This window comes from Burkholderia seminalis DSM 23518, assembly GCF_902832885.1.
Taxonomy (GTDB): Bacteria; Pseudomonadota; Gammaproteobacteria; order Burkholderiales; family Burkholderiaceae; genus Burkholderia; species Burkholderia seminalis.
Window position 1 is genome coordinate 606,745 of sequence record NZ_CADFDK010000003.1, and the last position, 20,539, is coordinate 627,283.

Genomic DNA, 20,539 nt, shown 5'->3' on the forward strand with positions numbered 1-20,539 from the left:
ACTCAGGTGCGCAGTCGCGGGTTCGACACGATCGAGCACAGGTCGGCGAACAGCACGAGCGTCAGGTAAGCGACGCAGAAGATCAGCGTGCACGCCTGGACCAACGGGAAATCGCGGTTGCTGACGGCGTCGACCATCAGGCTCGCGAGGCCCGGATAGTTGAAGATCGTCTCGACGACGATCACGCCGCCGAGCAGATACGACAGGCTCAGCGCGATTGCATTGGCGATCGGGCCGATCGCGTTCGGCAGCGCATGGCGCAGCACGACGCGCGCGGGGCTTGCGCCCTTCAACGTGGCCATCTCGACGTACGACGCGCTCAGTTGCTCGATCACCGCGGCGCGCGTCATGCGCGCCATCTGCGCGATCACGACCGCGCACAGCGTCAACACCGGCATCGCATACGCACGCAGGAAATCGTGCAGGCTCTCGATCGGGCCGCTGTACGACAGCGCGGACAGCCAGTGCAGCTTCACCGCGAACACGAGCACGGCGACCGTCGCGATCAGGAATTCCGGCGTCGCGACGAGCGACAGCGTGCCGAGGCTGATCACGCGGTCGACCACCGTCTCGCGCTTGACCGCCGCGAGGATGCCGAGCAGCAGCGCGATCGGCACCGACACGGCGGTCGTGATCGCCGCAAGCGCGAGCGACTTCGGCAGGCGGCCGCCGATCAGCTCCGACACCGGCATGTCGCCGGACAGCGACCGGCCGAAATCGCCGTGCAACAGCCCGGCGAGCCAGTGCACGTAACGGACGTGCGCCGGCATGTCGAGACCGAACTGCTGGCGCAGCGCGGCGACCGTCTCCGGCGTCGCCGACTGGCCGAGCGCGGCCTGCGCGGCGTCGCCCGGCAGCAGGTTCGTGATCGTGAAGATGATCGCGGACACGATCAGCAGCGTCAGCGCGGTGACCGCGATGCGCCGGCCGATCAGCCCGATGAGAATTCGGTTCATGGAGCAGCACTCCCGAAAAAACCGTGCGTGGCCGGCGCGGGGGCCCGCACCGGCCGCGCGACGGCGGCCAGCCACGACGTCACGCGTTCCACCACACGTTCTCGGCGAACATGAAGCCCATCATCCCGCCGGTCGGGATCGAACCGAGGCCCGCGAGCCGCTTGTCGTACCCGTCGAGGAAGCTGATGAACGCCGGAATGCCGACCCGACCCTGCTGCGCCACGATCACCTGCATGTCGCCGTACATCTGCTTGCGCTTCGCGTCGTCGGTTTCCGAACGCGCGGCGAGCAGCAACTGGTCGAACTTCGCGTTCTTCCAGCCCGATTCGTTCCACGGCGCATCCGACTTGAAGAACTGCGTGAACAGCACGTCGGCGCTCGAACGCGGGTTGATGTTGCCGAACGTGAGCGGGTGCTTCATCCAGTGGTTCGACCAGTAGCCGTCGGGCGACGCGCGGTTGACCTGCAGGTTCAGCCCGATCTTCTGGCCGGCCTGCTGCAGCAGCACGGCCATTTCGATCGACCCGTTCGCGTCGGACGTCGCATAGATCGGCGGCAGCGTGGTGCCGAGCGCGCCCGCCTTCTGGAGCAGGAATTTCGCCTTGTCCGGATCGTGCGCCCGCTGCGGCAGCGACGCGTTGAAGTAGCGATGCCCCGGCGGGATCGGCTGGTCGTTGCCGATCACCGAGTAGCCGCGGAACACCGCCGTGCGGATCTGCTCGCGATCGAACAGGTACTTCATCCCTTCGACGAAATCGGGATTCGAGACGATCGGGTTGTCGCTGCGCATGATCAGGTCGGTATAGAGGCCCGACTTGGTTTCCTTCAGCGCGTAGCCCGGCGTCGACGAGACCCGCTGCGTCGAGCGCGGATCGATCGCGTTGATCAGGTGCACGTCGCCCGACAGCAGCGCGTTCAGGCGCGCGGCGCTGTCGCCGATGCCGATCAGCTCGATCTCGTCGAGATACGGCCTGCCCGGCTTGAAGTAGCTGTCGTTGCGCACGCCGATGGTCGCCACGCCCGGCTTGAACGACTTCAGCTTGTACGGGCCGCAGCCGATACCGGTGCTGAAGTCGGTCGTGCCGTCCTTGACGATCACGAGCTGCGGCGTCGCGAGGATCACCGGCAGATCGGCGTTCGCGCTCACGAGCGTCAGCGTGACTTCGTCGGGGCCGGTCGCCTTCGCATCCGCGAACTGTTCGGCGAGCGGCTTGACCTTCGACGCGGTGGCCGGGTTCTTGTGGCGCATCAGCGAAAACACCACGTCGGCCGGGCCGACGGGCTTGCCGTCGTGGAACGTGACGCCCTTGCGTAGCTTGATGATCCACGTCTTCGCATCGGTCGTCTGCAGCGACTCGGCGAGGTTCATCTGCGGCGTGAGGCTCGCATCGAGCTGCGTGAGACCGCTGTAGAACATGAAGAAACGGGTGTAGTCCGCGCCCGTCGAGCCCTTGGCCGGATCGAGCGTATCGGCCGTCGAGCCGGCTTCGTTCGCGACCCGGATCTTGCCGCCGCGCTTCGGCGCGGGCGCGGCGAATGCCGACTGCGCATCCATCAGCAGCCCGCCGCCGCCGACGGCCATCATGCCGCTCGCCGCCATGACCCGCATCATGTCGCGGCGCGTGAAGCCGCCCTTGCCGTCATTGTCGATATCGTCGCTCATCCGAACTGCTCCTGACTGTGGGAAGTGGGTCCAAGGGTCCAGCGTGGTTGTTCAATCCCGCCGCGCCCGCTTGCTGGTGGCGGGCGCGACGTCGTACACATGCAGTTCATTTAAGCATCGCCAAAATGCGGTTTGTCGCGATTCGGGCGGCCCGCACGATACGAATCGACCGTTTTGAGCCGCCCGCGCAGCATGAATTGCTGCGTGCGCGCATGTGTCGTCGTGCGCCCGGCGGCGTGTCGCGGCGGCTGCCCGACCCGTGTCGATACGGGAAATCGTAAGGCCGCAGCCGCCGCAGATTGCGCCGACAAAATTGCCCGTTCGGCATCCGGCGCGCGTTTGACTCACGCAAACCGCACGTTTGTGTCGAATGTGTGTGTGCGTGCCCAAGACGGTCGAAACGAGCGGCACGTTGCGGCGGATCGCCGCACGCACGAGCGGCGACGATGGGGATCGCGACGGGACGTCGCGCAGGAAAGTTCGGAAGAATGCCGCTCGATCGGAACGGCTTGGCGGGAAGACGGGAAGATGACGGGACTGCCCGGAAACCGGGCCCGTGCAGCCGTCAGGCGCCGCGGCCGCGAGCGGCGATGCATGCGTCACCGGGCATGTCGGCGCGCTCGCCGGGCGGGCGCCGGCACGGCGCCCAGGCGGCAGGATGATGCGCCCCCGCGAGCGGACGGCGCGAAGCCGTCACGCAGCGAGCCGGAATACCGATACGGCGGCCCGCAGGCGCGCCGCCTGCTCGTCCAGCGACGAGGCGGCGGCCGCTGCCTGCTCGACGAGCGCGGCGTTCTGCTGGGTGACTTCATCCATTTGCGCGACGGCCAGCCCGATTTGTTCGATGCCGGTGCTTTGCTCCGCCGATGCCGCGGAAATCTCGCCCATGATGTCCGCCACCCGGTCGATCGACCGGACGATCTCGGTCATGCGCTCGCCGGCCGTCTCGACGAGCCGGCTGCCGCTGCCGGCCCGCTCGACCGACGCGTCGATCAATCCCTTGATGTCCTTCGCGGCCGCCGCGCTGCGCTGCGCGAGCGAGCGGACTTCCGATGCGACGACGGCGAACCCCCGCCCCTCCTCGCCGGCCCGCGCGGCTTCCACCGCGGCGTTGAGCGCGAGAATGTTGGTCTGGAATGCGATGCTTTCGATGACGACGGTAATGTCGGCGATCCGCACCGATCCGTCCGAAATCTGCCGCATCGTTTCGACGACCGCGTGCACGGCGGCGCCGCCGAGCTCGGTCGCATCCTTGGCCTGGGCCACGAGCGCATTCGCCTGGCGCGCGTTGTCGGCGTTCTGTTTGACCGTGGACGTGATCTGCTCCATGCTCGCTGCCGTTTCCTGCAGCGACGCGGCCTGCTGCTCCGTGCGCTGCGACAGATCCAGGTTGCCTTGCGCGATCTCGCCGGTGCCGGTGGCGATCGAGTGGGTCGTGGTCTGGATCTCGGCGATGGTGTCGGTCAGCCGCGCCTTCATGTCGCCCAGCGCGACGAGCAAGCTGCCGGGCGCGGCGTGCGCCGTATCGAACTGCACGTCCAGTTCACCGGCGGCGATGCGGGCGGCGATCTGCGTCGCATGCGCGGGTTCCCCGCCCAGCGTGCGCCTGACGCTGCGCAGCACGCCCCATGCGATGGCCGCGAGCGCCGCGGCGATGACGAGCGCGACGGCGCCCAGCACCATCGCGAGCCGGGCAAACGCCGCGTTGATGTCGTCGTAGAAAAATCCCGTGCCGATCCACCAGTTCCAGTCCGGAATCGCGACCACGCCCTGCAGCTTCGGCTCCAGGTCCGCGTCGGGGCTGCGCTTGACCAGCACGTCGACGAGCGCGAAATGCGCCTGCGCCATCCCCGCGCGGTACGCCTCGCTGTCGGTCATGCCGCTGGTCGTGCGGTTGCCTTTCGCGCGCGTGCCGATGAATTTCGCGTTCGGGTGCACGAGGTTGACGCCGTCGGACGTCGTGACCCAGAAGTAGCTCTTCGAATTCGCGTTGAGCGCCGCCAGCGCGGCCTTGGCCTGCTGCTGCGCCTGCTCCTGCGTGAGCGTGCCGCTCGTCTGCATCGCGCGATACGAATCGACCAGATGCTCGGCCTTGGTCAGCAGAATGACGATCTCTTCGCGGCGGCTGTCGATCAGCGCGTCGCGCAGCGTGTGCAGCGACAACGCGGCCAGCAGGACGACGCCGAGCAGCGCCGCGGCGACGAGCATCAGCAGTTTGGTGGACAACTTCATGCGGGGGCCTCGAAATATTAACCGTTCGGTACATATATCGGCCCGGGCGGCCCCGCCTTGAACGACTCAATATCGGTAATTACCCTCATTTCGTGCGCTGACCGAACGCGCCGGGACGCGACGGCATCACGGCCGCGCCCCGGCGCTCGACGAATCGGCCGGCGCGGCCGGCTTACAGCCCGAGTTGCGTCGCGAGCTGACCGATGTCCGACACTTCGTAATAGTTGTAGAACGGCGTGCCCGGCTCGTGGCCGCGGTTCACGAATGCCTTGTGCTTGATGCCGAGATCCTCGGCCGTCATGAGGTCGTAGCGCAGGCTCGACGACACGTGCAGCACGTCCTCGGGCTTGCAGCCGAGCTTGTCGAACATGTATTCGAAGCCCTGCATCCGCGGCTTGTACGATTGCGCCTGCTGCGCGGTGAACACGGCGTGGAACGGCGCGCCCAGCTTGTCGACGTTGCTCATGATCTGCTCGTCCATCGCATTCGACAGGATCACCAGCTTGTACTTCGACGCCAGCCGCGACAGCCCGGCCGGCACGTCCGGATGCGGGCCCCACGTCGGCACCGCATGATAGAAAAGCTCGGCCTCGGCCTCGTCGAACTTCACGCCGAGCCGCGCGCAGGTGCGGCGGACCGCGTTGACGACGACGTCGCGGTACGGCTTCCACGCGCCGAGCACCTCGTCGAGCCGATAGGCGGCGAACGCGCGCACGAATGCCTCCATCGCGGCCGGCGACAGCCGGTCCGCATAGATTTCGCGCGCCGTCTCGGCCATCCGGAAATGGGTCAGCGTGCCGTAGCAGTCGAAGGTGATGTACTTCGGTTCAAACTGGATCATGGTGACGTCCTGTCGGTGTGAAGCCCCGGCAGGGCCGGGGACGGGCTGGATTTAACGAAATTGAATCAGGGCAAAAAGTCGTCCGCGCATCGTTCGGCGCCGCTCAAAACGCAGAATCGCCGCGTGTTGCCCGCCACATGCAGCACGATCTGCGGCACGATCGGGCGCGGCGCGGGCGGCGGGCGCCGATGGGCGCCGCGCTACCGCGGCGAGCCCGTCTGCCGATGCGGCCCTTCGGCAGGCGGCAGTGCCGCCGTGCCATTGATCGTAGTGGTATTCCACAGCACGCGTGGCCGGATTGACCCGTCTCGCCAGCACGATCCGGGCGTTCGTTCGCGCCGATCGAGCCGGTTTGCATCGAATTCGCGGGCGCGCCCGCCGCCGCCGGAAAACAGGCGAATCGTCCTATCCGCCCTGCGGCCTCGCTGGCACAGTGATGCGTCATTCCCACCCCTCCGGAGTCCGGCGTGTCCGACCTCAATCCTTCCAGCACGCTTACCTATCGCCCGTTCGCCGAAACCGACCTGCCCGCCGCGCACCGGCTGTCGGAAGCCGTCAAGTGGCCGCACCGGCTCGACGACTGGCGCTTCGTGTTCCAGCTCGGCGGCGGCTTCGTCGCCGAAGACGAAACCGGCGTCGTCGGCACCGCGCTCGGCTGGCGCTTCGGCGAATCGCACGCGTCGCTCGGCATGGTCATCGTGTCGCCCGAGCGCCAGGGCCGCGGCATCGGGCGCGAGTTGCTCGCCCGCCTGGTCGACAGCTTCGGCCCGCGGACCGTGTTCCTGCACGCGACGCCGGCCGGCGAGCCGCTGTACGCGAAATTCGGGTTCGAAGCGATCGGCACGATCGATCAACACCAGGGCGCCGCCTTCCAGCCGCCGCTGATATCGCTGCCGCCCGGCGAGCGCCTGCGGCCGATCGGCGCGAACGACGGCCCGCGCCTTGCCGCGCTCGCGTCGCGCGCCGCGGGCTATCAGCGCGACGAAGTGATCGGCGCGCTGCTCGACGTCGCGAACGGCATCGCGCTCGATCGCGACGGCGAGCTGCTCGGCTTCGCGCTGTTCCGCCGCTTCGGCCGCGGCCACGCGATCGGCCCGGTGGTCGCACCGGACGCGCAGCGCGCGCAGGCGCTGATCAGTCACTGGCTCGCCCTGCACGAGGGCATGTTCGTGCGGCTCGACGTGCCGGGCGACAGCGGGCTGTCCGACTGGCTGCAGGGGCTCGGGCTGCCGCGCGTCGATACCGTCGTCGCGATGGCACGCGGCGCCGCGCCCGAGCGCGATCCGGCGCTGCGCGCGTACGCGATCGTGAACCAGGCACTCGGCTGAGCGGAACGAAGATGAGCTTCCTGTACAAGGCCGACCCGGTGCGCGGCGCGCAATGGGCACAGCGCTTCGCGCAGCGCGCACCCGATCTCGCGTTCCGGATCTGGCCGGACATCGGCGACCCGGAGGCGGTCCGCTATCTCGCCGCGTGGCAGCCGCCGGACGATCCGGCCGCGCTGCTCCCGAATCTCGAGGTCGTGTTCTCGGTCGGGGCCGGCATCGATCAGTTCGACCTGTCGCGCGTGCCGCCGCACATCCCCGTCGTGCGGATGATCGAGCCGGGCATCGTCGAGGGCATGGTCGAATACGTGACGCAGGCGGTGCTGACGATTCACCGCGACCTGTTCGACTACGCGGCGCAACAACGCGCGCAGGTGTGGCACGAGAAACCGGTGCGCGCCGCCGCGTCGACGCGGATCGGCGTCCTCGGGCTCGGCACGCTCGGCCAGGCGGTGCTCGACATGCTCCGGCGCTTCGGCTTCCCGTGCGCGGGCTGGAGCCGCACGCCGCGCACGCTCGACGGCATCGCGTGCTACGCCGGCGACGACGCGCTCGAACCGTTCCTCGCCCGCACCGACATCCTGATCTGCCTGCTGCCGCTGACCGACGGCACGCGCGGGCTGCTCGGCACACGCGTGTTCGATGCGCTGCCGCCCGGCGCGTCGCTCGTGCAGGTCGGGCGCGGGCCGCAGCTCGATGCGGCCGCGCTGCTCGCCGCGCTCGACAGCGGCCGGCTCGACAGCGCGATCCTCGATGTAACCGACCCCGAACCGTTGCCGGCCGGTCATCCGTTCTGGGCGCATCCGCGCATCCGGATCACGCCGCACATCGCGAGCGCCACGCGGCCCGACACCGCCGTGGACGCCGTGCTCGCGAATCTCGCGCGCCATCGTGCAGGACAACCGATGATCGGCGTCGTCGACCGCACACGCGGCTACTGACGCGCGCGTCCGGCACGGCGGGGTGCGCAGCAGAAAATGCCGAAGCGCCCCGTGCAAACGCCGCGCCCATACGTTTCGGGGCGCAAATTGAAAGCGCATGCGGATCGTTCGCCCGGTAGCATGAACTCACCGCTGACACCTGACGAGAGTCCTGCCCTGCCATGAACCACGCCGACCACGCTGCGCTGATCGAAGCCGATCGTCAGCATCTGATCCACCCCGTCGTCAACTATCGCGCACACGAGGCGCGCGGCGCCACCGTGCTCGAATCCGCGGACGGCGTGTTCCTGCGCGACGCCGACGGCCACACGCTGCTCGACGCGTTCTCGGGCCTGTGGTGCGTGAACGTCGGCTACGGCCGCGACAGCATCGTGAAAGCGGCCGCCGACCAGATGGCGAAGCTGCCCTACGCGACCGGCTATTTCCATTTCGGCTCGCAGCCGGCGATCGAGCTGGCCGAACGGCTCGCCGCGCTCGCGCCGCCGTCGCTGAACCACGTGTACTTCACGCTCGGCGGCTCGGATGCGGTCGACTCCGCGGTGCGCTTCATCACGCACTATTTCAACGCGACCGGCCGTCCGTCGAAAAAGCAGATGATCGCGCTCGAGCGCGGTTATCACGGCTCGTCGTCGATCGGCGCCGGCCTCACCGCGCTGCCGGCGTTCCACCGTCACTTCGACCTGCCGCGCGCGGACCAGCATCACATTCCGTCGCCCTACCCGTATCGCCATCCGCTCGGCGACGATCCGCAGGCGCTGATCGCCGCGTCGGTCGCCGCGCTCGAAGCGAAGGTCGCCGAACTCGGCGCGGACAACGTGGCCGCCTTCTTCTGCGAGCCCGTGCAGGGTTCCGGCGGCGTGATCGTGCCGCCGGCCGGCTGGCTGAAGGCGATGCGCGACGCATGCCGTCGCCTCGGCATCCTGTTCGTCGCCGACGAGGTGATCACCGGCTTCGGCCGCACGGGGCCGCTGTTCGCGTGCGAGACCGAACAGGTCGATCCGGACCTGATGACCGTCGCGAAGGGACTGACCGCCGGTTATGCGCCGATGGGCGCGGTGCTGATGTCCGATGAAATCTACGAAGGGATCGCGGGCAGCCGCGCCGAATCGGCCGTGGTCGGCCACGGCCATACGTATTCCGCGCATCCGGTCAGCGCGGCGATCGGCCTCGAGGTGCTGAAGCTCTATCACGAAGGCGGGCTGCTCGCGAACGGCCAGGCGCTGGCGCCGCGCTTCGCGGCGGGCCTCGACGCGCTGCGCGCGCATCCGCTCGTCGGCGATGCGCGTTCCGTCGGCCTGCTCGGTGCGCTCGAACTGGTGACCGACAAGGCCCGCAAGACGCGCTTCGACCCGGCGCTGAACGTGCCCGACAAGATCGCGGCGGCTGCTTACGCGAACGGCGTGGTGTTCCGCGCGTTCGGCGACGGCGTGCTCGGCTTCGCGCCGGCGCTGAGCTTCACCGCGGGCGAGTTCGACCTGTTGTTCGAACGCGTGCGCAAGACGCTCGACGACGTGCTGGGCGATGCCGGCGTGCAGCGCGCGCTCGACGCCGCGCACGCGCAGCCGGCCTGACCGGCCAAGGGAAAGCCGGGCTTGTGGCGGCCCTCGTTCGACTCTAAAGTAACCGGACATTCCATTTTTTCGCCTCTCACGTGAACATGACGGACAGCAAGCTGGATCGCATCGACCTGCGCATCCTCTCCCAGTTGCAGAAGCGCGGCCGCATGACCAACGTCGAGCTGGCCGATGCGGTCGGGCTGTCGCCCAGTCCTTGCCTGATCCGCGTGAAGCGGCTCGAGAAGGCCGGCTACATCGGCGGCTACGGCGCGCACATCCAGCTCGAGAAACTCGGCGACGTGCAGGTCGTGTTCACCGAGGTCACGCTGGCCGACCACCGGCGCGAGGACTTCGACCGCTTCGTCGCGGCGATCCGCAACGTCGACGAGATCGTCGAGTGCCATCTCGCGAGCGGCGGCTACGACTACCTGCTGAAGTTCATCACGCGCAGCGTGAGCCATTACCAGACGATCGTCGAGGGGCTGCTCGAGCAGAACATCGGCATCGAAAAGTATTTCAGTTATGTGATCATCAAGTCGCCGTTCGTCAAACGGCACTATCCGCTCGAATCGCTGTTCGGCGACCGGCACTGACGCACGGTGCCCGCCTGCCTCGAACGCGGCAGCGTGCTGTCCGCGCGGGGTAGTCGCGCGCCCGCGCCGCCGCCGAACCGCTTCATCCAAGGACCTGTCATGCCGCTTACGCTGTCCCGAACCGAACTGCTGCGTACCGCCAACCTGATCGATGGTACCTGGCGCGATGCGCTCGACGGCGCACGCTTCGACGTCACCGATCCGGCGACGCTCGAGACCGTTGCCCACGCACCCGACAGCGGAGCCGCCGACGCGCGCGCCGCGACCGACGCGGCGGCACGCGCGCTGCCCGCATGGCGCGCGACGCCCGCTCGCGAACGCGCCGCGATCCTGCGCGCGTGGCACGCGGCGATCATCGCGCACACCGACGATCTCGCGAAGCTGATGTCGCGCGAACAGGGCAAGCCGCTCGCCGAAGCGCGCGGCGAAGTCGCCTACGGCGCGTCGTACGTGCTGTGGTTTGCCGAGGAAGCGACGCGCACGTACGGCGACCTGATTCCGCAGCAGCAGCGCGGCAAACGGCTGAGCGCGGTCAAGGAACCGATCGGCATCGTCGCCGCGATCACGCCGTGGAATTTCCCGCTCGCGATGATCGCGCGCAAGATCGCGCCCGCCCTCGCGGCCGGCTGCACGGTCGTCGCGAAGCCGGCGGAAGACACGCCGCTGACCGCGCTCGCGCTCGCCTTCCTCGCGCAGGAAGCCGGCGTGCCGCCCGGCGTGCTGAACCTGATCGCCGCCTCGCGCGAGCGCGGGGTCGCTGCCGTGGCCGATTGGCTCGCCGACGGCCGCGTGCGCAAGATCACGTTCACCGGATCGACGCCCGTCGGCAAGCTGCTCGCGCGCGAATCGGCGGCGACGCTGAAGAAGCTGTCGCTGGAGCTCGGCGGCAATGCGCCGTTCATCGTGTTCGACGATGCCGAGCTCGATAGCGCGGTCGACGGGCTGATGGCGTCCAAGTTCCGCAACGGCGGCCAGACCTGCGTGTCGCCGAATCGCGTGTATGTGCAGCGCGGCGTCTACGACGCGTTCGCCGCGAAGCTCGCGGCACGCGTCGCCGCGCTGAAGGTCGCGCCGGCGACCGACCCGGCCGCGCAGATCGGCCCGATGATCAACGCGCGCGCGGTCGACAAGATCGCCCGCCACGTCGGCGACGCTGTCGAACGCGGCGCGCGCGTGCTCGCCGGCGGCAAGCGTCTGGCCGAACTCGGCCCGAACTTCTACGCCCCGACGGTGCTCGCCGACGCGACCGCCGACATGCAACTGAACTGCGAGGAAACGTTCGGCCCGATCGCGGCGCTGTTCCGCTTCGATACCGAGGACGAGGCCGTCGGCGCAGCGAACGACACGCCGTTCGGGCTCGCCGCGTATTTCTACACGCAGGACGTGCGGCGCATCGCGCGCGTGTCGGCACGGCTCGAAACGGGCATCGTCGGCATCAACGAAGGCGCGCTCGCGAGCGAGGCCGCGCCGTTCGGCGGGGTGAAGGAATCGGGCTACGGCCGCGAAGGCTCGCGCTACGGCCTCGACGATTACCTGTCGATCAAGTACCTGTGCCAGGGCGGGCTCGAGTGAATCCGGCCGGACGCGACGGCCTGCCGCGCACCGCAGGGTCGGGCCGGCCGTCACGCATCGTCACGTCTGCATGACCAGCGACGTCAGCTGCGCCGCGCGCGCCACGTCCGTCTTCGTGTAGATCGACTTGATCTGCGCGCGGACCGTACCGATCGACACGCCGCGCAGCGCCGCGCATTCCTGCGGCGAGCGCCCGTCGCAGCACAGCAGCACCGCGAGGTCGGCTTCGGCCGACGACAGCCCGTAGAACACGCGCAATCGCTGCGCGCGCGCCGACGGCGAGCGCAGGTCCGCGGCGGTCATCAATGCCGTCACGCCCGGCCGTTCGCGCGCGAGGTGCGACTGTTCGGGAACGGGGATCAACGCCAGCGGCAGCGGCTCGCCCGTCGTCCGCCGCAGCAGCAGCCCGCCGCGCGCGAACGCATGCCGCCATTGCGCGTCGTCGACGCATCCTTCCGGCGCGAAACGCCCGTTCACGACCCGCAGCGCCGGTTCGGCGGCGATCAGTTGATCGGCCGCACGGTTCGTGTAGCGCAGTTCGCGCCGCGCGCCGAGCAGGAACACCGGCACCGGAATCGCGTCGAGCGCCGATTCCGCGGCGGCCACGCGCGCTTCGAGTTCGCCGATGCGCGCCTGGATCCGCAGCGCGCGGCTGATGTGCGCGCCCATGATTTCGATCATGCGGCGCTGATCGTCGGACAGCCCCTGCGAGTCGGGGCCGCCCTGCACGCTGAGGAACGCGCCCGAGCCTTCGCCGCGATGGATGTACAGGCCCGAGATGCTGCCGAGCCCGAACGGGTGCATGAATTCCTGATAGAACACGCTGTGCGCGCGCTGGTGCGCGGACAGGTGCTTGACGTCCTCGAACCAGCGCCCCGTCGGCCAGTCCGCGGCGATCGGCACGACCGGGTCGTACAGGTAGAACTCGGTGTTGTAGCTGTGGTAGCACGCGGCGACCCACGACGCGTCGTCGCCGGCCGCCTGCTCGATCGCCGGCACCCTCGCCTTGTCGTCGAACGACAGCAGCGTGGCCATGCGCACACCGACAGACGATCGCAGCCCGTCCAGCACCGCTTCCCATCGTTGATCGCCCAGTGCCGCCGCGTAGATGTCGTCGATCCACGCCGATTGAATCAATCCGTTCAGTTGCATCTGGCTACCCCGCGCCGTGCGTTTCTGTCGAACGTCTTCAGCGCATCTTACTCAATGAACGAGATCGTTCAAATTAACCGGGTACGTTTGGTCTGAAATACCACGTTTGTTACCGTTTCTCGTCTGATGTATTGGCAATCCTGGCAAGACAGCGCGGCCGACGCCGGCACGAACCGCGCCGCGGCCGGCTTTTCATCCGGATCAGGGTATGCCATGATGCAGCGCATGACGATCCGAAACGCCACGTCCTCGCTGCACCATCACCACGGCCGCCCTCCATTGCGCCGTGGGTCGTTTCGCATCCAGTCATCGATCGGGTAGCTCCCCGGTCAACACGACAACCAAGGCGCCTCCGGCGCCTTTTTTGTTTTTTGCCGCCGAAAAAGCCCGCTGCGCCGCCCCATCGATAACGTCCGGAGTGTTTTCAATGCAACAACCGTGGAAAGACATTGCCCTGTCGGATTTGCCGCTGCGGGACGATCTGACGTTGCGGCATGCGTACGGCGCGCCGCAGCTCGACGTGCCGGTCCGCCTGAACGTCAACGAGAATCCGTATCCGCCGTCGCCGGCGCTCGTCGAACGCATCGCGACCGCGGTGGCCGATGCGGCGCGCGACGCGAACCGCTATCCCGATCGCGACTTCGCCGAACTGCGATCGCATCTCGCCGCCTACCTGACGCACGACACCGGCGTGCCGGTCGACGCGAGCCGCGTCTGGGCGGCCAACGGGTCGAACGAGGTGATCCAGCAGATCCTGCAGGCATTCGGCGGCCCGGGGCGCTCGGTGCTGGCCTTTACGCCCGCGTATCCGATGTATGACGAATACTGCCGGACGACCTTCACGCGCCTGCACACGTTGCCGCGCGACGAGGATTTCGCGCTGGACCTCGATCGGGCGCTCGACGGCATCCGCGAACACCGGCCGAGCGTGATCCTGCTCACGTCACCGAACAACCCGACGGGAACCGCGCTGCCGATCGACGACATCCGCGCGATTCTCGACCTCGCGCCGGGTGTGGTCGTCGTCGACGAAGCGTATGCGGAATTCCGTCGTCACGGCGTCCGCAGCGCGGTGACGCTGCTGCCCGACCATCCGCGGCTGATCGTGACGCGTACGTTGAGCAAGGCATTCAAGTTCGCGGGGGGCCGCATCGGGTATTGCGCATGCGCGCCGGCGATCGTGGACGCGCTGAAGCGGGTTCGCCTGCCGTATCACCTGTCCGCGTTGACGCAGGCGGCGGCCTGCGCGGCGCTCGCCGCGCGTGACGAAATGCTGTCGCAGGTCGACGCGATCAAGGTCGAGCGCGACGCGACCGTGTGCTGGCTGCGCGGCCGGGGCCTCGCGGTCGCCGATTCGGATGCGAACTTCGTGATGTTCGGCAAGTTTGCGGATCGCCACCGGATCTGGAGCGGACTCCTGCGCCACGGTGTCCTGATTCGCGAGTCCGGGCCGCCCGAGTACCTGCGCGTCTCGATCGGCACCGCTCTGGAGATGGCTGCGTTTCGCGCGGCGCTGCTCGACGTGATGGCGCGCGAATAAGCAATGGGGTGCTTACTTCATCGTCGCGAGCCGCGATTCCAGTTCGTCGATCTTCGCGAGCACGGCTTCGCTGAGCTTCCTGACGTGACGCGGCACGTCGGGCGCCGACAGCAGTTCCTCGATGCGCCCGCGCCAGTAGCTCGGATGCCTGACGCGCGCCGCGCCCGACATCGATACGTCGTCAGCGATCGCATCGCTGTCCAGGAGAGCCACCATTCTCTGGATGTGAGAAAGCTCTCGTTCCACGTAGTCTCTTGCCAGCATATTGATTGCCATTCCCCGAAATACGACATCAGGCCTTCCGTCGTCAGCGCCATCGTGCCGCGATGCCAACGATGCACCGCCCACGCCGTGCGTCGTCCGCATGCAACGGCCGTGTCGTTCAACTGCGCGGACGATCGCATGCAATCGACACGGAATGGCAGGCCTGTTCGTTTGTTTTCGTTACATCCGCTCCCCGGTGCACTGTCGTCAATCGTAGGCGCACCGGCCCGCGCCGGCATCCCCAAAAATGGGGATGCCGGCCGATATCGTTTGCGCGACGGGTTACGGAAATGCCGGAGGCGGGGCACCTCCCGCCGATAAGACGGCGGTGCGAATTCGACCGGATCGGGGTTCAGGCGCGATGCGGCCCGCAATTCGGACGCGTTTGCCTTGCACCGTCGCGGCATGTCAGGTTCCGGGCACCGGTTGCGTCCGCAACGCCTGATGCCAGGTCTGCTGCGGGCCGTCCGCGACGGCGATCGGCGACCGTCCGTCGTGGAGCCGGCGGCACGTCAGACAGCGCATGGAGCCGGTCCAGCGCGCCACTGTCCATGTCGACGCGGGCAGCGGGCACGCGCCGCCTGTCGCACCTTGCATGTCGATTGGCGCGCTTTGCAAGTGAATTGGCGCGTAAAAGGCGGCATCATGACGCATCGCCTCTGCCACGGAACCCACGCCCATGAATATCGATACCGACCTCCCCGTGATGGTGACCGGCGCCACCGGATACGTCGCGGGCCGGCTCGTGCAACGGCTTCTCGAGGCCGGCCTGACAGTCCACGCGGCCGTCCGCGACCCCGACAGCCCGGACAAGCTGAAGCACCTCCGGCGCATCGCGGCGGGCACACCCGGCACGATCCGTTTTTTCCGCGCCGATCTGCTCGAACCCGGCTCGTACGCGGCTGCGATGGCCGGTTGCGGCATCGTGTTCCACACCGCGTCGCCGTTCACGGTCACCGTTCGCGACCCGCAGAAGGAACTCGTCGATCCGGCGCTGCTCGGCACGCGCAACGTGCTCGAAACGGCCAACCGCACACCGTCGGTGCGGCGCGTCGTGCTGACCAGCAGCTGCGCGGCGATCTACGGCGACAACGCCGATCTCGCCGCGACGCCGAACGGCGTGTTCACCGAGGCGATCTGGAACACCAGCTCGTCGCTCGCCCATCAGCCGTATTCGTATTCGAAGACCGTGGCGGAGCGCGAAGCGTGGAAAATCGCCGGCGCGCAGCACCGCTGGGATCTCGTGACCATCAATCCGTCGCTCGTGATCGGCCCCGGCATCAATCCGTACGCCACGTCGGAAAGCTTCGAGATCGTGCGGCAGATGGGCAACGGCACGATGAAAGCGGGCGTGCCGAATCTCGGCCTGGGCGCGGTCGACGTGCGCGACGTCGCCGATGCGCACGTCCGGGCCGCGTTTCTGGCGAGCGCCAACGGCCGCTACATCGTGTCCGGTCACGATACCAGCCTGCCGGCGATGGCCGCCACGCTGCTCGAGCGGTATGGCGCCGACTACCCGATTCCGCGGCGCATCCTGCCCAAATGGCTCGTGTGGCTGGTCGGTCCGCTCGCGAACAAAGGCGTGACGCGCCGCGTGATCGCGCGCAACGTCGGGCTTCCCTGGCGCGGCGACAACAGCCGCAGTCGCAACGAACTCGGCCTGCGCTATCGCCCGCTCGCCGAGTCGATGAACGACTTCTTTCAGCAGTTCGTCGAAACCGGGCAATTGCGGCGATGAACCGCTTCGCGATTTTACCGGGCTACCAGATCGTGATGGCCGACCTCGGCCTGCGTACCGACGAACTGCTGCGGCGCGCGCAATTGCCCGCCGATCTGTTCGCGCGGCCCGGGAACGGGCTGACCACCCGCGAGTACTTCCGCATGTGGCAGGCGGTGGAGGAGCTGGCCGGCGTGCCGGCCGTCGCGCTGCGCCTCCTCGACCTGCTCTCCGTCGAGGCCTTCGACCCGCTGTTGTTCGCCGCGCTGTGCAGTCCGGACCTGGAGGTCGCCATCCGGCGCATCGGCCAGTTCAAGCCGCTGATCGGCCCGATGCGCGTGCACGTCACGCACGATGCCGACGCGCTCGTGCTCGCCGTCGACTTCCTCGAACGCGAGGTGCCGCCGCCCGGCATGCTGCTCGCGGCCGAACTGGGCTTCTTCGTGAAGCTGGCGCGGCTGGCAACCCGCACCGCATTGCCCGCCCGCGCCGTCACGCTGCCGCGCGGCCTCGCGCCGCATCCCGGCTATGCGCGTTTTTTCGGCGTGGCGCCGCAATACGGCGACGCGCCCGCCGTGAGCTTCGCGCTGCAGGACGCGCGGCGCCCGTTCGTGACGGCCAACCATGCGATGTGGGCAATCTTCGAACCCGATCTGCGCCGCCGCCTCGACGCGCTGTCGGCGGGCGCGGGTATCGTCGAACGCGTGCGCGCGGCACTGCTCGAATTGATCCCGGGCGGCCTCGCCACCGCGGACGACGTCGCACGGACGCTTGCGATCAGCAAGCGCACGCTGCAGCGCCGGCTCGGCGACGACGGCGCAACCTTCAAGACCATCCTGGCCGATGTCCGCGAGAAGCTCGCGTGGCACTACCTCGATCGCTCGGATCTCCCCTACAGCCAGATCGCGTTCCTGCTCGGCTACCAGGATCCGAACTCGTTCTTCCGCGCGTTCAACGAATGGACCGGCATGACCCCCGACGCCGCACGCTCGCGGACGATGCCACGCTGACGCACAAGGTTGCCCCATCGTTGGACCGGCGGGCGATCAGCGTGTGGCGTCGTCGCGGTTCAGCCCGAAAATGAAATCGGCTTCCACCGCCGCGCCTTTGGGCAACTGCAGCACGCCGACCGACGAACGCGTGTGGACGCCGGCATCGCCGAGCACGGCGTACAGGACGTCGGACGCGCCGTCGGCCACTTCGCTTTGCATCGTGAAGCCGGGTGCACTGCGCACATAAACGGTGATGCGCGGCACCGTCGCGATCGCATCGAGCGTGCCGCAATGCTTGCGAATCAGCGACAGCGCACGCAGCGCCGATATGCCGGCCGCACGGCGGCCGTCGTCCAGCGAAACGGATTCGCCGACGATACCGACGAAATGCACGACTTCCCCGATTCGCGGAATCTGGCCTGAGATATAGGCCGTCCTTCCATCGACCAGAACGGGCGTGTACTTTCCGCCGATCCTGATTTCCGCGTCCGGATCGAATCCGAAATCGGCCGCGATCTGTTTCAGCTTATCGTCTCTGTTCATCCGTGAATTCCCCGATCCTTCATAAAAAAGATAAAGAATAATTGAGTCCCCGAATCTTGTCCCGAAGGCACCCATCCGCCGAAAATGACGCAATTGACACACTTATCAGGTGTTCGAAGCAGTCCCGCGCGCGATATCGACACCGTAATTCGTAGTCGGCGAGATTTTTTTCATCATTTCCGGTTGAAACCGCTATCATGTGAACACACAACCTGATGAGCGATATATGGCGACTTACAAGGAACTGAAAGCCCAAATGGACGCTTTGGCCGAAAAGGCCGAAGCCGCGCGCATCGCCGAATTCCAGGCGATCGTCGACGACATCCGTGCCAAGGTCGCGGAATACGGCATTACCGAAAAGGACATTTTCGGCACGCGTCGTGGTCGGCCGGCCAAGCAGGCAGCGGCGCCCGTGCAGGCGAAGTATCGCGACCCGAAGACCGGTGCAACCTGGTCGGGCCGCGGTCGCGCGCCGGCATGGATCAAGGATGCGAAGAACCGCAATCGATTCCTGATCCAGGAATAAGATTTTCGGCGCGTACCGGCGCGCGGTTCAGCGCGCTGTCCGGCGAGTGGGGCATCGATACCGGCGGGATTCAAAGACCGCTCCGGGTTAATACCCATTTGTCTCATTCGGCCCGCCGCACGCCAATTCCTTCCTCATCGTTCGTAATAAATCGCAAGCCAGACGGTTTGCGTTTCTTCATGCGTCCACGCAACACGATGGCGGCAATGCGGTTCGATCAGCACATAGTCGCCCGGATGCATCTCGTGCCGCGTCGAACCTTCTTCGAATTCGAGCACGGCCGCGCCCGACAGCAAGACGACCCATTCGGCACGCGCATCGTCATACCAGAATCCATCGGGGCTCGTATGTCCCATCGACACGATCCGCTCGACATTCAGGCGCTGTGCCGTGACGAGGAGATCGATCCGCTCGTCGCCGCCGCGTTGCCCTTCGACACTGAACAGGTTACCGGTTTGAAGTTGCATCGCTCGACCTCGTGATTGTCCTTCCGATGAAGGAAGCGGGTTGAAAGGCGCCGCGAAATGTTCACTGCAGTCCAGCCGTTACCGCGCCGCATCGGACGCTCGCCTGTCAATCAGTCTTCTCGCGCAAGTCGCAGCAAGATGTCGGCGAGGGCGCGAATTTTCGGTTGTGCCGCACGTTGAGGCGGATAGACGAGGAAGTAGGACAGGCCGTCCGGAACCACGTCCGCAAACGGCGTCACCAGCGATCCGGCACGGAGTCGGTCTCGTGCCATTCGCGGGTCGCCGATGGCCACGCCGTGCCCTTCCACCGATGCCGCGAGCGTCAATTCGAGGGTATCGAATACCAGTCCGCGTCCCGCATCGATCTGGCGCGCCCCGACATGATCGAGCCAGCATCGCCACTCCGCGTGGCTGGGCCCGGGATGAAGCAAATCGACCTGCGCAAGGTCGGCAACGGATTGAAGCGATGCGGCCAATGCGGGCGCGCACATCGGCGTGAGCATCTCGGAAAAGAGCGGTACCGCTTCCATGCCGGTCCACTGCCCCGTGCCGCGCACAATGACGGCATCGACGTCGGGCGTCGTGAAATCCGGCGTATCGTCCGCGGATGTCGAAATACGAAGTTCCGTACCGCTCATCGCGCGATGAATGTCCGGCAGCCGCGAGAGCAGCCAGCGAATGGCGAACGTGGACGGCAACTTCAACGTGAGCACCGAGGTCGCCCGTGCATGCACGTCCGCGTGCTGAACCAGTTGCGTGAGCACGTTGACCGCGACCGTCAGCAGCTCGCTTCCTTCCGCCGTCAACGTGAGACCCGATACACGGCGCACGAAGAGTGCGCATCGATAATGCGTTTCCAGTTGCTGTATCTGGCGGCTCACCGCGCCTTGCGTACGGCACAGGTGATCCGCGGCCTTGCTGACGCTGCCGAGCTGCGCCGCGGCGACGAACGACTGAATCGCCGCCAACGGCGGCAGGGGCCGCGTCAGGTCGGCCAGCGGGTATGCATGCGCCGCATACCCGGCTTGCAAATTTTTCGATTGTCCAGTCATCGGTGCGTCGCTATCGTGCGTCTACCGGATGCCCCGTTCACGCGAATGAACGGGGTTGTCAACGAATGATCGGAGGATAATCTTGGGCTCAACGTCGGCCTCACTATATACGGAACAGGTTCGCGCTTACCTTCGGGAACTGGAGCGAGGCGATGTCGATGCCATCTGCGCGCTCTTTACGCCGGACGCGCAGATTTTCTCGCCATTTCTCGGCTGGATGCACCCTGAGCGCTTCTTTTCGAAGGTTGCCGCCGCGTCGGGAGCAAGCAAGATTACACCGATCGATATCTGCGTCAGCACGAGCGGGGCTCGACGTGCGACAGGCTACTTCATCTACGACTGGGCGCTGAAAGACGGCTCGGTGGCGCACTTCGAGTGCGTCGACGTGTTCGAGTTCGACACCGCGGGGCGCATTGAACGAATGATCATCGTCTACGACACCCATCCGATTCGCAGTACGGTCGGCGACAAATACGCGTAGCCGAATCGATGTCGGCCAATCCCGACGGCTGGCGTGTGCGGTGGGCTGCTCCGCATGAAGTCGCACTTCCGCGCACGCTGGAGCCCCGCCGAGCAGCCGGCGTTCCGGGACGAGACGGAACGACCG

General features: G+C 67.1%; 19 protein-coding genes. 10 read left to right on the plus strand and 9 right to left on the minus strand.

Annotated elements, in window-relative coordinates; translation table 11 throughout:
• Nucleotides 1-2: 2 nt before the first annotated feature.
• The 4 genes from HWX00_RS13280 to HWX00_RS13295 all read right to left on the minus strand — a co-directional run bounded on the left by HWX00_RS13280 (nt 3) and on the right by HWX00_RS13295 (nt 5,692).
• Complete coding sequence (locus HWX00_RS13280) at nt 3-956, minus strand: ABC transporter permease (RefSeq protein ID WP_034191866.1); 954 nt, start codon at nt 954-956, stop codon at nt 3-5.
• A 79-nt stretch (nt 957-1,035) separates the two neighbouring features.
• Nucleotides 1,036-2,619: an ABC transporter substrate-binding protein gene (locus HWX00_RS13285; protein WP_034191867.1), complete on the minus strand. Its 1,584-nt coding sequence runs from the start codon at nt 2,617-2,619 to the stop codon at nt 1,036-1,038.
• A 693-nt stretch (nt 2,620-3,312) separates the two neighbouring features.
• Nucleotides 3,313-4,851, minus strand: coding sequence for a methyl-accepting chemotaxis protein (locus HWX00_RS13290; RefSeq protein WP_034191868.1), 1,539 nt, complete (start codon nt 4,849-4,851; stop codon nt 3,313-3,315).
• A gap of 172 nt (nt 4,852-5,023) precedes the next feature.
• A complete protein-coding gene (locus tag HWX00_RS13295; RefSeq protein ID WP_034191869.1) occupies nt 5,024-5,692 on the minus strand; it encodes a haloacid dehalogenase type II in 669 nt (222 codons plus the stop codon).
• A 467-nt stretch (nt 5,693-6,159) separates the two neighbouring features.
• Here HWX00_RS13295 and HWX00_RS13300 point away from each other — a divergent pair, with 467 nt between their 5' ends.
• The 5 genes from HWX00_RS13300 (at nt 6,160) to HWX00_RS13320 (ending at nt 11,679) form a co-directional block, all read left to right on the plus strand.
• Nucleotides 6,160-7,020, plus strand: a complete 861-nt coding sequence (locus HWX00_RS13300; RefSeq protein ID WP_049031037.1) for a GNAT family N-acetyltransferase — start codon at nt 6,160-6,162, stop codon at nt 7,018-7,020.
• Nucleotides 7,021-7,031: 11 nt separating this feature from the next.
• Nucleotides 7,032-7,958 (plus strand): 2-hydroxyacid dehydrogenase, encoded by a 927-nt coding sequence (locus HWX00_RS13305; protein ID WP_124608701.1) that lies wholly within the window; start codon nt 7,032-7,034, stop codon nt 7,956-7,958.
• 161 nt (nt 7,959-8,119) lie between these two features.
• Nucleotides 8,120-9,529: an aspartate aminotransferase family protein gene (locus HWX00_RS13310; protein ID WP_069704873.1), complete on the plus strand. Its 1,410-nt coding sequence runs from the start codon at nt 8,120-8,122 to the stop codon at nt 9,527-9,529.
• A gap of 86 nt (nt 9,530-9,615) precedes the next feature.
• Nucleotides 9,616-10,107, plus strand: coding sequence for an Lrp/AsnC family transcriptional regulator (locus HWX00_RS13315; RefSeq protein WP_034191873.1), 492 nt, complete (start codon nt 9,616-9,618; stop codon nt 10,105-10,107).
• A gap of 99 nt (nt 10,108-10,206) precedes the next feature.
• Nucleotides 10,207-11,679 carry an NAD-dependent succinate-semialdehyde dehydrogenase gene (locus HWX00_RS13320; RefSeq protein WP_034191874.1) on the plus strand — a complete coding sequence of 491 codons (1,473 nt, stop codon included), beginning with the start codon at nt 10,207-10,209 and terminating at the stop codon, nt 11,677-11,679.
• Between the two features lie 60 nt (nt 11,680-11,739).
• On the opposite strand, the gene HWX00_RS13325 is transcribed toward HWX00_RS13320, so the two are convergent.
• Complete coding sequence (locus tag HWX00_RS13325; RefSeq protein WP_124608699.1) at nt 11,740-12,831, minus strand: helix-turn-helix transcriptional regulator; 1,092 nt, start codon at nt 12,829-12,831, stop codon at nt 11,740-11,742.
• A 427-nt stretch (nt 12,832-13,258) separates the two neighbouring features.
• Between HWX00_RS13325 and HWX00_RS13330 the strand changes: the two genes are divergently transcribed.
• Entirely contained in the window at nt 13,259-14,371 is a 1,113-nt protein-coding gene (locus HWX00_RS13330) for a histidinol-phosphate transaminase (RefSeq protein ID WP_175026829.1), read from the plus strand.
• 12 nt (nt 14,372-14,383) lie between these two features.
• Here the strand turns inward: HWX00_RS13330 and HWX00_RS13335 are convergent, their stop codons facing one another.
• On the minus strand, nt 14,384-14,635 hold the full coding sequence (locus HWX00_RS13335; protein WP_034191877.1) for a hypothetical protein: 252 nt from the start codon (nt 14,633-14,635) through the stop codon (nt 14,384-14,386).
• A 679-nt stretch (nt 14,636-15,314) separates the two neighbouring features.
• Between HWX00_RS13335 and HWX00_RS13340 the strand changes: the two genes are divergently transcribed.
• Both HWX00_RS13340 and HWX00_RS13345 read left to right on the plus strand, forming a co-directional pair.
• Nucleotides 15,315-16,373, plus strand: a complete 1,059-nt coding sequence (locus HWX00_RS13340) for an NAD-dependent epimerase/dehydratase family protein (protein ID WP_175026830.1) — start codon at nt 15,315-15,317, stop codon at nt 16,371-16,373.
• Nucleotides 16,370-17,362: an AraC family transcriptional regulator gene (locus tag HWX00_RS13345; protein ID WP_034191879.1), complete on the plus strand. Its 993-nt coding sequence runs from the start codon at nt 16,370-16,372 to the stop codon at nt 17,360-17,362. Before HWX00_RS13340 ends, HWX00_RS13345 begins: the two co-directional genes overlap by 4 nt.
• A gap of 36 nt (nt 17,363-17,398) precedes the next feature.
• Here HWX00_RS13345 and HWX00_RS13350 read toward each other — a convergent pair whose 3' ends face one another.
• On the minus strand, nt 17,399-17,887 hold the full coding sequence (locus tag HWX00_RS13350; RefSeq protein ID WP_059562470.1) for a RidA family protein: 489 nt from the start codon (nt 17,885-17,887) through the stop codon (nt 17,399-17,401).
• Nucleotides 17,888-18,113: 226 nt separating this feature from the next.
• Between HWX00_RS13350 and HWX00_RS13355 the strand changes: the two genes are divergently transcribed.
• A complete protein-coding gene (locus HWX00_RS13355; RefSeq protein ID WP_034191881.1) occupies nt 18,114-18,413 on the plus strand; it encodes an H-NS histone family protein in 300 nt (99 codons plus the stop codon).
• Between the two features lie 134 nt (nt 18,414-18,547).
• On the opposite strand, the gene HWX00_RS13360 is transcribed toward HWX00_RS13355, so the two are convergent.
• Both HWX00_RS13360 and HWX00_RS13365 read right to left on the minus strand, forming a co-directional pair.
• On the minus strand, nt 18,548-18,880 hold the full coding sequence (locus HWX00_RS13360; protein WP_034191882.1) for a cupin domain-containing protein: 333 nt from the start codon (nt 18,878-18,880) through the stop codon (nt 18,548-18,550).
• A gap of 110 nt (nt 18,881-18,990) precedes the next feature.
• A complete protein-coding gene (locus HWX00_RS13365) occupies nt 18,991-19,932 on the minus strand; it encodes a LysR substrate-binding domain-containing protein (protein WP_175026831.1) in 942 nt (313 codons plus the stop codon).
• Between the two features lie 82 nt (nt 19,933-20,014).
• On the opposite strand from HWX00_RS13365, the gene HWX00_RS13370 reads away from it, so the two are divergent.
• Complete coding sequence (locus tag HWX00_RS13370) at nt 20,015-20,413, plus strand: nuclear transport factor 2 family protein (RefSeq protein WP_175026832.1); 399 nt, start codon at nt 20,015-20,017, stop codon at nt 20,411-20,413.
• Nucleotides 20,414-20,539: the final 126 nt, after the last annotated feature.

What these genes read in the sequence shown, in the direction of transcription:
- HWX00_RS13360 (WP_034191882.1), bottom strand. Translation starts at nt 18,880, where the DNA reads ATGCAACTTCAAACCGGTAACCTGTTCAGTGTCGAAGGGCAACGCGGC.
- HWX00_RS13350 (WP_059562470.1), bottom strand. Translation starts at nt 17,887, where the DNA reads ATGAACAGAGACGATAAGCTGAAACAGATCGCGGCCGATTTCGGATTC.
- HWX00_RS13285 (WP_034191867.1), bottom strand. Translation starts at nt 2,619, where the DNA reads ATGAGCGACGATATCGACAATGACGGCAAGGGCGGCTTCACGCGCCGC.
- HWX00_RS13365 (WP_175026831.1), bottom strand. Translation starts at nt 19,932, where the DNA reads ATGACTGGACAATCGAAAAATTTGCAAGCCGGGTATGCGGCGCATGCA.
- HWX00_RS13325 (WP_124608699.1), bottom strand. Translation starts at nt 12,831, where the DNA reads ATGCAACTGAACGGATTGATTCAATCGGCGTGGATCGACGACATCTAC.
- HWX00_RS13315 (WP_034191873.1), top strand. Translation starts at nt 9,616, where the DNA reads ATGACGGACAGCAAGCTGGATCGCATCGACCTGCGCATCCTCTCCCAG.
- HWX00_RS13305 (WP_124608701.1), top strand. Translation starts at nt 7,032, where the DNA reads ATGAGCTTCCTGTACAAGGCCGACCCGGTGCGCGGCGCGCAATGGGCA.
- HWX00_RS13295 (WP_034191869.1), bottom strand. Translation starts at nt 5,692, where the DNA reads ATGATCCAGTTTGAACCGAAGTACATCACCTTCGACTGCTACGGCACG.
- HWX00_RS13330 (WP_175026829.1), top strand. Translation starts at nt 13,259, where the DNA reads ATGCAACAACCGTGGAAAGACATTGCCCTGTCGGATTTGCCGCTGCGG.
- HWX00_RS13345 (WP_034191879.1), top strand. Translation starts at nt 16,370, where the DNA reads ATGAACCGCTTCGCGATTTTACCGGGCTACCAGATCGTGATGGCCGAC.
- HWX00_RS13320 (WP_034191874.1), top strand. Translation starts at nt 10,207, where the DNA reads ATGCCGCTTACGCTGTCCCGAACCGAACTGCTGCGTACCGCCAACCTG.
- HWX00_RS13290 (WP_034191868.1), bottom strand. Translation starts at nt 4,851, where the DNA reads ATGAAGTTGTCCACCAAACTGCTGATGCTCGTCGCCGCGGCGCTGCTC.
- HWX00_RS13355 (WP_034191881.1), top strand. Translation starts at nt 18,114, where the DNA reads ATGGCGACTTACAAGGAACTGAAAGCCCAAATGGACGCTTTGGCCGAA.
- HWX00_RS13310 (WP_069704873.1), top strand. Translation starts at nt 8,120, where the DNA reads ATGAACCACGCCGACCACGCTGCGCTGATCGAAGCCGATCGTCAGCAT.
- HWX00_RS13335 (WP_034191877.1), bottom strand. Translation starts at nt 14,635, where the DNA reads ATGCTGGCAAGAGACTACGTGGAACGAGAGCTTTCTCACATCCAGAGA.
- HWX00_RS13280 (WP_034191866.1), bottom strand. Translation starts at nt 956, where the DNA reads ATGAACCGAATTCTCATCGGGCTGATCGGCCGGCGCATCGCGGTCACC.
- HWX00_RS13340 (WP_175026830.1), top strand. Translation starts at nt 15,315, where the DNA reads ATGAATATCGATACCGACCTCCCCGTGATGGTGACCGGCGCCACCGGA.